General features: G+C 55.2%; 12 protein-coding genes and 1 pseudogene. 6 read left to right on the forward strand and 7 right to left on the reverse strand.

Translation table 11 applies throughout. The annotated features are described in order from the left end of the window. Positions 1-693: 693 nt before the first annotated feature. The 4 genes from tisB (at position 694) to emrD (ending at position 3,550) form a co-directional block, all read left to right on the forward strand. Positions 694-783, forward strand: a complete 90-nt coding sequence (gene tisB / locus H2Z33_RS07635; RefSeq protein WP_017383683.1) for a type I toxin-antitoxin system toxin TisB — start codon at positions 694-696, stop codon at positions 781-783. 64 nt (positions 784-847) lie between these two features. Then, entirely contained in the window at positions 848-1,294 is a 447-nt protein-coding gene (locus H2Z33_RS07640) for a GNAT family N-acetyltransferase (RefSeq protein ID WP_003861064.1), read from the forward strand. Positions 1,295-1,356: 62 nt separating this feature from the next. Further along, a complete protein-coding gene (locus H2Z33_RS07645; RefSeq protein ID WP_015570117.1) occupies positions 1,357-2,190 on the forward strand; it encodes a DMT family transporter in 834 nt (277 codons plus the stop codon). 175 nt (positions 2,191-2,365) lie between these two features. Continuing rightward, a complete protein-coding gene (gene emrD / locus H2Z33_RS07650) occupies positions 2,366-3,550 on the forward strand; it encodes a multidrug efflux MFS transporter EmrD (RefSeq protein WP_015570118.1) in 1,185 nt (394 codons plus the stop codon). On the opposite strand, the pseudogene H2Z33_RS07655 reads toward emrD, so the two are convergent. Further along, positions 3,456-4,541, reverse strand: a pseudogene (locus H2Z33_RS07655) (cellulase family glycosylhydrolase); the annotation flags it as partial. The gene emrD and the pseudogene H2Z33_RS07655 sit on opposite strands and share 95 nt — an antisense overlap. 84 nt (positions 4,542-4,625) lie before the next feature. Next, on the reverse strand, positions 4,626-5,552 hold the full coding sequence (gene dsdC / locus H2Z33_RS07660; RefSeq protein WP_023302824.1) for a DNA-binding transcriptional regulator DsdC: 927 nt from the start codon (positions 5,550-5,552) through the stop codon (positions 4,626-4,628). A 204-nt stretch (positions 5,553-5,756) separates the two neighbouring features. On the opposite strand from dsdC, the gene dsdX reads away from it, so the two are divergent. Continuing rightward, positions 5,757-7,094 (forward strand): D-serine transporter DsdX, encoded by a 1,338-nt coding sequence (gene dsdX / locus H2Z33_RS07665; protein ID WP_045343921.1) that lies wholly within the window; start codon positions 5,757-5,759, stop codon positions 7,092-7,094. 17 nt (positions 7,095-7,111) lie between these two features. Then, positions 7,112-8,401, forward strand: a complete 1,290-nt coding sequence (dsdA, locus tag H2Z33_RS07670; RefSeq protein WP_063135334.1) for a D-serine ammonia-lyase — start codon at positions 7,112-7,114, stop codon at positions 8,399-8,401. A gap of 3 nt (positions 8,402-8,404) precedes the next feature. Here the strand turns inward: dsdA and H2Z33_RS07675 are convergent, their stop codons facing one another. Genes H2Z33_RS07675 through H2Z33_RS07695 form a run of 5 tightly spaced genes read right to left on the reverse strand, consistent with a single transcriptional unit; the run spans position 8,405 to position 13,422 of the window. Beyond that, positions 8,405-9,490 (reverse strand): anaerobic sulfatase maturase, encoded by a 1,086-nt coding sequence (locus tag H2Z33_RS07675; protein ID WP_063135335.1) that lies wholly within the window; start codon positions 9,488-9,490, stop codon positions 8,405-8,407. 17 nt (positions 9,491-9,507) lie between these two features. Then, positions 9,508-9,867, reverse strand: a complete 360-nt coding sequence (locus tag H2Z33_RS07680; protein WP_032668910.1) for a DUF202 domain-containing protein — start codon at positions 9,865-9,867, stop codon at positions 9,508-9,510. After that, complete coding sequence (locus tag H2Z33_RS07685) at positions 9,857-10,204, reverse strand: YidH family protein (RefSeq protein WP_032668912.1); 348 nt, start codon at positions 10,202-10,204, stop codon at positions 9,857-9,859. Before H2Z33_RS07685 ends, H2Z33_RS07680 begins: the two co-directional genes overlap by 11 nt. A 9-nt stretch (positions 10,205-10,213) precedes the next feature. After that, positions 10,214-11,710 (reverse strand): sulfatase-like hydrolase/transferase, encoded by a 1,497-nt coding sequence (locus H2Z33_RS07690; RefSeq protein WP_033487027.1) that lies wholly within the window; start codon positions 11,708-11,710, stop codon positions 10,214-10,216. Beyond that, positions 11,707-13,422 carry a solute:sodium symporter family transporter gene (locus tag H2Z33_RS07695; RefSeq protein WP_033487028.1) on the reverse strand — a complete coding sequence of 572 codons (1,716 nt, stop codon included), beginning with the start codon at positions 13,420-13,422 and terminating at the stop codon, positions 11,707-11,709. Before H2Z33_RS07695 ends, H2Z33_RS07690 begins: the two co-directional genes overlap by 4 nt. Positions 13,423-13,452: the final 30 nt, after the last annotated feature.

Genomic DNA, 13,452 nt, shown 5'->3' on the forward strand with positions numbered 1-13,452 from the left:
GTACAATGAAAAATCGAATAATTCAAATTAAGGAGGGTTAACCCCGCAAATATTTAAGAAAAATATAAATTAGTTCATTATTATTTACTGCAATTATAGTCGATACCATTTTTTCACTTTCAGAAGAGTATTGATGTCTGGAATGAGTTTATGTATTGAGAGACGTAAACTTGTATAAGTGGCCTAGAACCAGAACCACTGCTTATTAGAACTTATTAAATTAATCATTGAATCATACTGCATGCCAGCCGCACCCATTGCCAATAAGTCAACAAGCACCTTTTCTGGGCTGCCCTGAAAACAAAAAACCCCGCCTAAGCGAGGTTTTTATCAGGGTTTTGCGGTTGGTTGCCGCAGAACACACTGTGTTACGTCAACGCGAAAAGTATACGCGATCGAAGACGAACGCGCAATTCCGGCACGGATTTTGACGTTTTTGAGTATGGATCGCCTTCCAAATTTTGTCCATAAAATACTGTTCATGCATACAGTATTTATCTATACTGAGGGTGTTCGCAGTGAGCGAGGGGGCCGCAGTTTACCGGCGCAACGAAGTCCTGGCTGAAACGGGTGGTGCCGTCAGTGCCTTAACCCCTGAAGTGAGCACACTGTGTTACGTCAATCCAGGTGCTGGCCACAGGCGGCGGAAAGGTACGCCAGCATCGTGCTCCTTTTAACCAAAAGGAGACGCGTATGAGCGTCGTGGATATGGTCATACTTGTCCTCAAACTCATTGTTGCTGTATTGCAACTGCTTGATGCTGTCCTGAAATACGTTCGGTGATTCAGGTTCAAGTCGCACCTGAGAGGGGCGGGCAACCGCCCCTCTTTAATAACGAGGGAATGCTATGTCGCGTCTGTTAATTGAGCCCGTCACGCCCGATGAACCCGGGTATATCGCCCTGAAGGCGGAGAGTATCGCGTTGAATTTCAATATGCTGCGCAGGCTGGAAGAGAACTGGCAGCGGGGTGAAAACCGCTTTAACGCGCCGGGTGAAAAACTGCTGGGGGCGTTTCTTAACGGCAGGCTGGTGGGCGTGTGCGGCCTTAATCGCGATCCGTTCAGCCAGCAGCCGCGCGCCGGACGTATTCGTCATCTCTACGTCAGCGAAAAGTGCCGTGGGCAGGGCATAGGCAAACAGCTTTTGACCGTGGTGATGGCGGATGCCAGCATCTGGTTTGATTTTCTTAATACCCATGCGCCGGAAACCGCGTACGGATTTTACCATCGGGCGGGCTTCAGGCTGGTGTCAGACGAACCCCGGGTGACGCACCGCCTTTTTTGCGCAGTGTAAGCGGCTGGCAGCATCGACGGGTGAATGTTACAGTTGGATGACATTTCACCAACCGATACGCCATGACCATCACCGTTTTCTGCATTTTACTGTTCGCCGCACTGCTGCATGCCAGCTGGAACGCCATCGTTAAAGCCGGAACGGATAAACTCTACTCGGCGATCGGAGTCAGCGGTTCAGCCGCGCTTATTGCCCTGATTTTACTGCCCTTCTCTCCTCAGCCAACTGCCGCAAGCTGGCCATATTTGTTCGTCTCCTGTGCGTTACAGGTGGTGTACACCGTGCTGGTAGCGAAGACCTATCAGGTCTCCGACATGAGCCAGACCTACCCCCTTATGCGCGGGACGGCCCCTCTGCTGGTGGCGCTGATCAGCGTATTGGTGCTCGGGGATCATCTCTCCTGGCTTGCCTGGTCCGGCATTGGGGTCATTTGTCTGTCGATTCTGGCCATGGCGATGAACGGCCGCATGCAGTCACGCAAGGGAATCTGGCTGGCGCTGCTGAACGCCTGTTTTATCGCCGGGTATACCCTGGTGGACGGCACCGGTGTGCGACTCTCGGACACTGCGCTGGGCTATACGCTCTGGACCTTCTTCATGAACGGTTTCTGCCTGCTGAGCTGGGCAATGGTGGCGCGGCGTCGCGAAGCGTCCAGCTACCTGCGCCTGCACTGGAAAAAAGGGCTGCTCGGCGGTGTCGGGACGATGGGATCTTACGGTCTGGCACTCTGGGCGATGACCCAGGCACCGCTGGCTGTGGTCGCGGCACTGCGTGAAACCTCTATTCTCTTCGGCGCATTAATCGCATTTGTGCTTTTAAAAGAGAAGGTTGCCGGCCTGCGCATCGCGGCGGCACTGGGTATTGCTGCCGGTGCGGTCCTGCTGCGCCTGGCGTAATTCGCTGGCAACATTAGTTGCCGATCTTGTTTACAAATCCTGCCTTCACGCCTTCTGTCATTCATCACAGTAATGCTTAAATTGTCATCTCTCTGTGGTAGATTCCTCGCGCATTTATGGGAATGCGTAGTCACTTATTCTTTATTTATCTCTTTTGGCAAAAGTATTCAGCGACATGAAAAAGCAACGGAACGTGAACTTATTGTTGATGCTGGTGTTACTGGTGGCCGTCGGGCAGATGGCACAAACCATCTACATTCCGGCGATTGCCGATATGGCAAAAGATCTGAGCGTCCGCGAAGGTGCAGTCCAGAGCGTGATGGCAGCCTATCTGCTGACCTATGGCGTTTCACAGCTGGTTTATGGTCCCCTGTCCGATCGCGTCGGGCGTCGTCCGGTTATTCTGGTGGGCATGAGCATTTTCATGGTAGCGACGGTGATTGCCATTACCACTCACAGCCTGACCGTCCTGATTGCCGCCAGCGCCCTTCAGGGCGTGGGCACCGGCGTTGGCGGGGTTATGGCGCGTACCCTGCCGCGTGATATGTACCAGGGCACACAGCTTCGTCACGCCAACAGTCTGTTAAATATGGGTATTCTGGTCAGCCCGCTGCTGGCCCCGCTGATTGGGGGTCTGCTGGACACCGTCTGGTCCTGGCGCGCCTGTTACGCCTTCCTGCTGGTGCTGTGCATTATTGTCACCTTCAGCATGGCGCGCTGGATGCCGGAAACCCGCCCAAAAGACGCGCCGCGCACGAAGCTCATCGCCAGCTACAAAACGCTGTTCGGTAATGGGTCCTTTACCTGTTATCTGTTGATGCTAATCGGCGGCCTGGCGGGCATTGCGGTGTTTGAAGCCTGTTCCGGCGTGCTGCTGGGCGCAGGCCTTGGCCTGAGCAGCATGGTGGTGAGTATTCTGTTTATTCTGCCGATCCCGGCGGCGTTCTTCGGCGCATGGTTCGCCGGACGTCCGAACAAGCGTTTCTCCACGCTGATGTGGCAGTCGGTGATCAGCTGTCTGCTGGCCGGGCTGATGATGTGGATCCCGGGGCTGTTTGACGTGATGTCGGTCTGGACGTTGCTCATCCCGGCGGCGCTGTTCTTCTTCGGCGCGGGCATGCTGTTTCCCCTCGCCACCAGCGGCGCGATGGAGCCGTTCCCGTTCCTCGCAGGCACGGCAGGCGCGCTGGTGGGCGGTTTGCAGAACATCGGTTCCGGCGCGCTGGCCTGGCTTTCGGCTATGATGCCGCAGACCGGGCAGGCGAGTTTAGGCTTACTGATGACCCTGATGGGGCTGCTGATTTTGCTGTGCTGGCTGCCGCTGGCGTCGCGTGTTTCGCATCACGAACAGCCGGTTTAACCGCATGATGGCCCGGCTTCTCGCCGGGCTTTTCACAGACGGGCGCAATCATCGCCTGCAATAGCCGCTCCGGGGCAGGCCGCCACGCCCCCTCTTCCCCGTCATAAAACTGAACATCGGCGTTTATTGCATACGGGATGTTGGCCTGTTGCAGCTCGCACGCCATAAACGTGGCAAACGCCATCTGCGAGGCGGTTGGCGTCAGGCTTTTCGATTCGCCCACCCCCCAGCCGCCAACCCAGCTCACATGCCCGGTTTTTTGTTGCCAGTGCAGCGCGGCGTTGATTCGGTTACGGATAGCCGCTTTCTCAGCCGCAGTTCCGGACGTCCACGGGTATTTACCGTTCGTTTTCAGCGGGCCCCAGGGGAAAATATGCCACTCCGCCAGCAGGTAATTCTGGCTGTGCGCGGGCAGCTTCAGGCTGGATAAATCCTCCGGCGCGGCGCGCAGACGAGGGGCGATAAAAATCATGCGGCTGGCATCAATGGCGTGAATGTCTTTGATCGCTTTCTCATACACCCGGTTGAGCGAAGCAACGTTGTGGTTGAGCTTGTCCGCCGGTTCGTAGATCAGGTCAAAGCCCAGCAACGGCGAGCGCTGACCAAAATAGTGCGCCACGGCAATCCACCAGTTAATCACCTCTTTTTCGGTATCCGCTTTCGGGTCGTTTTTATATTCATCGGCCTGATAAGCGATGATGGGGATGACGCCGTATTGCTCGCAGGCCTCCACCAGCTTACGCAGGTGAATCAGCCGCGCTTCCGTCGGTTCGCCCGCCACCCGAATACGGACATGGTGTATGCCTTTCGCCTGAAAATCACGGACCACCAGCGGGTCGAACTCGCGGATACCGCGCTCGGTGCGTGCCCAGTCGACATCCATTCCGACGCCCAGCATCTGCGCGTAACGGGCAGCCGTCAGCGGCGGCTCAGCGGCAATCGCCCAGCCGGAAGAGAGTAAGATCGCAGTGGCAATAAAAGGCTTTAACACGGTTTACCCTGGATAAATCAAAAGCATTACCTGTATTTAGCACGCTTTTTCACATTTGGTGTAGAGCGAAAGCGTAATAATTCTTCAACCCGCCAGCTCTCTTAGCCAGCCGATAAAGGCGTCAATTTTCGGCCACTGACGGCCGGGAAGCGTTGAGACGTAATAATGCTGATGGCACTTGAGAGTTTTCCCATCAAAGGGTGCGATCAACTCCCCTCGTTCGAGACGTTTTTGCACCAGCCGCTTTCTCCCCATCGCCACCCCCACATTATTCATGGCCGCGATAATGGCTAAATCAGAGCGATCGAAGCCAATACCCGATGACAACGGCATATTCGCCGCGTAATGCTGCGCCCAGCTCAGCCACTCATCCGTACCGGAATCATTGCTCCAGGCCTGACGGTCGTGCAGTAACGTGCAGTGGCTGAGGTTATGGGGGTTTTTCAGCAGTTCATGCTCCCGGGCATACGCCGGCGAGCAGACGGGCAAAATCTCTTCATCCATCAAAAAGTGATGAGAAAGGTGGTTTGGCGGCGTATCGTCGAAATAGAGCGCCAGATCGATGCCGGTTCGCTGCATGTTGACGTAATCATTACCAGTCAGAATAGTAAGTGAAATCGACGGGTAGCGGCGGGTAAAATCCCCCAGCATCGGCACCAGCCAGCACTGGGCGATCGACGGCCGGGAGTACACCGTTAGCGTACCTGACAGCGCCTGGTTTTTAATATCCAGGATCTCCTGATTCAGGGTGTCGAGGGACGATTTCAGCGTCCAGTAAACGCGCTTGCCTTCCTGCGTCAGCTCCACTTTACGGTGTGAGCGGACAAACAGCTGAATGCCCAGCTCCTCTTCCAGCAGGTTTATGCGGTGGCTCACCGCGCTGGGGCTGAGCGACAGCTCCGCCGCCGCCAGCGCGAAGGACTCATGCCGGGCGGCCACTTCAAAGGTGTACATTTTCGACAGTTGCCAGCCGTTTAACAGCCGGTTTCTGCCTTCATTCGCATCGGTCATCACAATTCCCACACGTAATTTCTGCGTTCAGCATACCGCTCAAGAATGAATTTATGTGAACCTAATACGAGTTAAGTGCGCTTTTTAGAGTCCAGTCACTCAGTTGATCCAATCTGGCTCATCTGAACGCCAATTTATATCGTTTGTCAGCCCACGCCGTTTTTTCGTCCAATACCCCCAGATGACATAAGGGTGAGGTGAGATATGGGATCTCAGGTCTGGGTTGTGGCAACGCTGCTTGTCAGCATCGTATTGATTGTTTTAACCATCGTAAAACTGAAGTTTCACCCGTTCCTCGCGCTGCTGCTGGCAAGCTTTTTCGTCGGCGCGATGATGGGGATGAGCCCGCTGGATATGGTGAACGCCATTGAGAGCGGGATTGGCGGTACGCTGGGCTTCCTGGCGGCGGTTATCGGTCTTGGCACTATTCTCGGCAAAATGATGGAAGTCTCCGGCGCGGCAGAGCGCATCGGGATTACGTTGCAGCGCTGCCGCTGGCTGTCGGCGGACGTGATTATGGTCCTGGTCGGCCTGATCTGCGGCATTACGCTGTTTGTGGAAGTGGGCGTGGTACTGCTGATCCCGCTGGCGTTTTCCATCGCCAAAAAGACCAACACGTCGCTGCTCAAGCTGGCCATTCCGCTCTGTACCGCACTAATGGCAGTGCACTGCGTGGTGCCTCCGCATCCGGCCGCGCTGTTTGTCACCAATAAATTAGGGGCGGACGTCGGGACGGTGATTGTCTACGGTCTGATGGTGGGCCTGATGGCGTCTCTGGTTGGCGGCCCGCTGTTCCTGAAGCTGCTCGGCGATCGTCTGCCCTATAAGCCGGTTCCAGCGGAATTTTCAGACCTGAAGGTACGGGAAGAACACACGCTGCCGTCGCTGGGCGCCACGCTGTTCACCGTGCTGCTGCCGATTGCCCTGATGCTGGTGAAAACCATTGCCGAGCTGAACATGGCAAAAGAAGGCACGCTTTATACCCTGCTGGAGTTTATCGGCAACCCTATCACCGCGATGTTTATCGCCGTGTTTGTCGCCTACTACCTGCTGGGGATCCGCCAGCACATGGGCATGGGCGCAATGCTGACCCATACGGAGCACGGCTTTGGCTCTATCGCCAACATTTTGCTGATTATCGGTGCGGGCGGCGCGTTCAACGCCATCCTTAAAACCAGCGGTCTGGCGGAGACGCTGGCGCATATTCTCTCGAACCTGCATATGCACCCTATCCTTCTCGCCTGGCTGGTGGCACTGGTGCTGCACGCCGCCGTGGGTTCGGCAACGGTAGCGATGATGGGTGCCACGGCGATAGTGGCGCCGATGCTGCCGCTCTACCCGAACGTAAGCCCGGAGATCATCACCATTGCCATCGGGTCCGGCGCTATTGGCTGCACGATCGTGACCGATTCTCTCTTCTGGCTGGTGAAGCAGTATTGCGGCGCGACCCTGAACGAGACCTTCAAATACTATACGACGGCGACGTTTATCGCCTCGGTGCTTGCACTTGGCGGCACATTCCTGCTTTCCTTCATTATCTGAGCGCGAAGAGACGTATTATGGAAAACGCAACTATCACTACTTTAACCGCACAGTTTCCTCTGGTTGAGGATCTGATTGCCCTGAAAGAAACCACCTGGCTTAACCCGCGCACCACGACGCTTGCAGAAGGGTTGCCTTATGTCGGGCTGACCAAAGCCGACGTGGACGACGCCCACGCGCGTCTCAACCGCTTCGCGCCGTATCTGGCGAAAGCGTTCCCGGAAACGGCGGCAACGGGCGGGATTATCGAATCCGAGCTGGTCGCCATTCCGGCAATGCAGGCGCGGCTGGAGAAAGAGTCTGGCAAATCCGTTCCCGGCACGCTGCTGCTGAAAAAAGACAGCCATCTGCCGATCTCCGGCTCGATCAAAGCGCGCGGCGGCATCTATGAGGTGCTGACTCATGCGGAGAAACTGGCGCTGGACGCCGGGTTGCTGAGCCTTGAAGACGACTACAGCGTTCTGCTGGAGCCGCGCTTTAAGAACTTCTTCAGCCAGTACAGCATCGCGGTGGGCTCAACCGGCAACCTGGGGATGTCCATCGGCATTATGAGCGCCCGCATTGGCTTTAAGGTGACGGTGCATATGTCCGCCGACGCCCGCGAGTGGAAGAAAGCCAAACTGCGCAGCCACGGCGTGATCGTCGTGGAATATGAGCAGGATTACGGCGTGGCGGTGGAGCAGGGACGCAAAGCGGCGGAAAGCGATCCGAACTGCTTCTTCATTGACGATGAAAACTCCCGTACGCTGTTCCTGGGCTATGCGGTTGCTGGCGAGCGCCTGAAGGCGCAGTTTGCCGAGCAGGGCCGCGTGGTGGATGCCGATCATCCCCTGTACGTCTACCTGCCGTGCGGCGTCGGCGGTGGCCCCGGCGGCGTGGCGTTTGGCCTGAAGCTGGCCTTTGGCGATAACGTCCACTGCTTCTTCGCGGAGCCAACGCACTCACCGTGCATGCTGCTGGGCGTTTACACCGGGCTGCACGATGAGATTGCGGTGCAGGATCTGGGCATTGATAACGTGACGGCGGCGGACGGTCTGGCGGTAGGACGTGCCTCCGGCTTCGTGGGCCGCGCGATGGAACGCCTGCTTGACGGGTTCTACACCCTTTCCGACCAGAGCATGTACGACATGCTCGGCTGGCTGGCGCAGGAGGAAGGGATTCGCCTGGAGCCGTCGGCGCTGGCGGGGATGGCCGGGCCGCTGCGCGTCGATGCCGATGAGAACGTTACCCACCTGGTGTGGGCGACCGGCGGCGGCATGGTGCCGGAGGATGAGATGGCGAAGTACCTGGCGAAGGGAAACGCCTGATCGTCAGCCGCTCTGCCGCAGCTGTTTCATCAGTTCAGCGGGCGAACGTTGATGCCTGATGAGGTCGCGCATGGCCCGCATGTACGGCGCGCTGTGAAAAAAGAAATCACGGTAGCCCTCGCACAGCACGCTTTTACCGTTCAGGCGATGGCGGGGGCAGTCGCCATTGCACAGGGGAAGAACAGAACACTGCCTACACACATCCGTGAGCGAATCGTGCTTAATTTCGCCAAATGCACGCGCCGCGGCGGTTTGGTTAAGAACAGATATCGGCATTTGATGAATATTTCCCAGACAGTATTCAGGATAAACATAGTGGTCACATTGATAGAGATCGCCATTGGCCTCTAGTGCAAAGGCATGCCCGCAGCGTTCGGCCAGTGAGCACATCTGTGCGGGATAGCCACTCCAGACGCCCAGCATTGAGTCAAAGAGCTGCACAAAAACGCGCCCCACATCTTCTCTTACCCAGAGGTCGAAGATTGCCTTCAGGAATGTCCCCCACTCCCTGTCACTCAATGATGACGGATTACCCTGCTCTACCAACGGAATAAACTGCAAAAATGGGGTGCCGAGCGCGCGAAGAAAACGGTACACCCGCTCCGGCTGTTGGCTGTTTTGTTGATTGACCACCGTCAGAAGATTGAAAGAAACCTGATGAATACATAGCTTTTCAATGGCTGCGAGAACTTTTTGGTGAGTCGAATTGCCGCGACGGTTAACGCGATAGGCATCGTGCAATTCGGCAGGACCATCGACAGAGATACCTACCAGCCAGTCGTTTTCGCGAAAAAAACGGCACCATTCATCGTTGAGCAGTACGCCGTTAGTCTGAAAAGCGTTCATGATGCGCTTTCCTTTCCCGTGGCGTTGCTGCAACGCCACCACGTTACGAAAAAAATTGATGCCGCACAGCGTGGGTTCACCTCCCTGCCAGGCAAAGTGAACGTCATCATCCGGCTGGGCAGCAATCTGTTGGCAAATAAACGCCTCCAGAGTGGCCTCGCTCATTTGGGGTTGTTCGGGTTTATCGATATAAAAACAGTAACGGCAGTTCAGGTTACAGCGAGAGCTGGCCGGTTTGGCCATCACATGACATCCTGTCATTATTTTTCCTCTATAAAAGAGATAATCTGATGTAAGTGCGTAATAGCAAACAATATAGAGAGGGAGAGAACAGCGACAGCGATCAAAAATTTGTCACGTACGGCTTTAGGTTGTGCGAAATCACCATGCTCAACGTCCATCAGATTACGACTGCGCGTGTAGCGCCAGAGGATAACCGCCACCAGCGCAAGTACCACAAGTGAAATCCAGAATGGAAGCCCCGTGTGGTGCCAGTTGTGTTTAATCGCCAGCGCGATAAGCGCACCGTAGCCCAGTAACGTGCGCAGCCAGGCCAGCGACGTTCGCTCCGGCTGTAGACCTGGGTCGGCCTCACGGCGGGCTTTGCGGCTACCCGACATAGAGCACCAACCCCATCACCACTACGGCTACCACCAGTAGTATAGTGCTAATCACAAGCAGGCCGCGGGTGTAGGGTAAATCCTCTTTAAGTCGCATCGCTTTTTCGTTTCGCAGCCAGCGCAGGTAGCCGTAAACCGCCAGCACCCCTGCGAAAAGGCACAGCAGTAATGCCAGCAATTCACGGATCAGTGGCGTAGCGAAATCGGGTGCAAGCTGATCAAGACCCACGCCTGCGGCCAGAAAACCTAGCGCGGTGCGGATCCACGCCAGATATGTGCGTTCATTGGCCAGCGAGAAGCGGTAATCCGGCGCTTCACCGACGCGGGAAATTTTCATCTTGTCTCCTTAAAACTTCTGCTTTTTCTCTTCCACTTTTACCCCCTGCGTGGGCAGTCCGGTGTCGTAATCACGCACCACCGGAGAATAGCCATCTCCCGGCCGCGGACGGAAAGCCCCCATCCAACGAGGGATAGCGTCCGCTCTCCACGGTCGACACGCCCATTGATAGGTACGGAACGGGTCGCGGATTTTATCCATATAATCCAGCAGCGCATCATGCAGCTGATTGCGCTGCTCAGCATAGCGCGGCGAGTCAATCAGATTATGCATCTCGTTTGGATCGTTGCGGCGGTCGTAGAGTTCATCAGTTGTGAACAAGTTCAGCACCAACTTGAATGCATCCGTTACCCAACAGCGTACCGGAATAAATCCGCCAAAGCTGTCATGTTCTATCTCGTAGCGGTTAAATTCCACCATCACTCCGCGCTCTGGCTCTGTCGCCAGAATATTGTCACCCGGCAGGATGTCAGGTTTAGGTATCCCCGCCAGCGCCATCATGGTCGGCAGTAAATCGATATGGCTGACCGGCGTGTCGACTTGCTTCGGTGCGCCCTGTGGGGGGCGTATAATCAACGGGATGCGGGTAATATCGTCGTACATAGCCGCACCTTTGCTGATAAGCCGATGTGCTCCCATCATCTCGCCATGGTCAGAGGTATATATGACCCATGTGTTCTCGCATTGTTCGGGGGTGAGTGCGTTAACCACACGACCAATCTGATCGTCCACAAAGTCATTACAGGCGAAATAAAGCGGGTGATGGTAATACCGGCTGCCATCTTCAACTGGTGACGGCATGGCCTGCGACCAGAGGCGATGATGTACGGGCTTATCCACCAGCGTATCCTGAGCCTTTTCCCCTAAATCGTAGTAAAAGTCCTGATATTTCTCGAGATACTGAACCGGGCATGTGAAGGGATGATGAGGTTCGTCGTAAGAGACCACCATCAAAAAGGGTTCGTCCTCCGGGTGAGGGCGCTGTAAAAAATCGATCGCGCGATTGCTGATGCGGTACGCCCAGGTAAAGGTCTCATCGATATTATTAGCCTGCAATTCCTCTACGCTATTAAGGCCGTTGCGCCACAGATTAATCTGCTCTTCGGTAAGTTCTGCCAGATAGTTAGCGCCGTCAAACCAAAACTCGTCATTCCATTCGGGAGGACAAACGCCGGTGCCAAAATAGTCATGACCATCAAGATGCCATTTGCCGATGTAGCAGGTTTGATAGCCCGCATCCTTGAAGTAGCGCCCCATCGTTGAGATGTTCTTGCCTGGTGCAACATTGTTGGTCCACGGTCCGGACTGATTAGCGTAGATCCCGGTGAACAGCCCCGCACGCGCGGGGGTGCAAACAGGGGAGCAGGTATAAGCAGCATTGAAGCGAATCCCCTCTTCCGCAAGCTGATCAATATGGTGGGTGTTCAGGGGTTTACCACTATAACAGCCCACCATATTCGTGGCCTGAGTGTCGGTCATGATGAACAGAAAATTCGGGCGTTTCATGGCTTTTCCTTAACGTCGGAAACATAAACAAGCGAAGGGTTACGGCGCTGACGGATGGCATCGATAATGAGATAAATCACGACCCCTGCGGTGATGGAGTAGCTGACGATGGCAAGCCATTGAGTGGAATACCCCCCAAATTGGGCCAGCCCGGCGTAGACGCCAATCATGGCGAAGAGAATACCCACCGAGGCAATTTTCGCGTTACGCCAGGGTGACATGTCCACGGCAAACGCGTCATGGAAGGTAAACGGCGTGTCGCGCGGTTTGAGCCAGCCGATAATCAACATTACCGCCACGTTGATGCAGAACGTGCAGGCCAGAACATAGAGAAAGTGAAAATCGAATTTCACCAGATAATTAATTACGATGTAGCTGCAAATGCCGATAAACAGCGCCACTTTCGCGGCGAGGGCTGGAATGCGCGGGAAGAAAAAACCCATAATGATGATAGTCACCAGTGGAACGTTATAGATGCCGTTTAGCTGTTTCATCCATGAATAAAGCCCCTCCGGCGCATTGGCAATCCACGGCGCAACTATTACAGATACCACTGCGATAAACAGGCCAAACCGGCGTCCTACCTGCACCAGTCCGTCCGGCGTCGCATCAGGCTTCAGGATGCGACGATAAATTCCCATACTAAAGAGCGTACTGGCACTATTCAGGAACCCGTTGAACGTACTGATAACTGCACCAAATAAAACGGCACCAAAAAAACCCACCAACGGTGTCGGCAGGACTTTGTTGACCAGAGCAGGATAGGCCATGTCCGCACTCGGCAGATCGCTGTACAGGTGGAACGCAATCAGGCCAGGAAGCACCAGAATTAGCGGGTCGAGCATTTTTAACACGGCGGTTAACAAGGCCCCTTTTTGTCCCTCAGCGAGACTTTTAGAGGCCAGCGTTCGCTGCACAATTCCCTGATTCGTACACCAGTAAAAGGTATTCACCAGGATCAGGCCCGTAAACGCCGCGCCGATAGGCAACGGATCGGTGCTTACGCCAATGGAATTTAACTTCTCGGCGTGTACGGTGGTCAGACGCTCAACTCCCTGTAAAAAACTGCCATCCCCCATCACAATCAGACCAAACACGGGTACCAGCAGACCACCGATCACCAGACCAATGCCGTTAATGGAGTCCGCAATCGCCATGGCGCGCATTCCGCCTATAACGGCATACACAATTCCGGCCAGCCCCAGCAGAATGACCAGCAACCAGATGGCTGCGGCCTGCGAAAGTCCAAGCGCATCGCCGACGTGAAACAGGCTATTCAACGCCAGCGCGCCGGAGTAGAGCACAATCGGCAGGAAGCAGACGCCCGTCGCGATAAGAAAACAGAAATCAATAATGATGCGTGTCGTTTTGTCGTAACGCTCTTCCAGAAAATCGGGAATAGTGGCAATACCGCGTTGCAGATACTTCGGCAGGAAGATCAGCGCCAGAAAAATCAACGTAACCGCTGACGTGACCTCCCAGCCCATCACCGACATGCCGCTTTTATAGGCCTGGCCAGACAGACCCACCAGTTGCTCTGTGGACAGGTTGGTCAGCATCAGTGAAGCAGCAATCACTGGCGCTTTCAGCGACCGGCCCGCCAGAAAGTATCCCTGCTGCGAAGCGGTATCCACTTTACGTATCTTCCACCAGGTGATAAACGCCACCAGCAGCGTAAAGGCAATAAAGCTCACAATTTGCTGAATATTCATCTTGTTGCCCTTAATTATGATTATGACCCG

The organism is Enterobacter sp. YSU (assembly GCF_016082135.1).
Classification (GTDB): domain Bacteria; phylum Pseudomonadota; class Gammaproteobacteria; order Enterobacterales; family Enterobacteriaceae; genus Enterobacter; species Enterobacter hormaechei_C.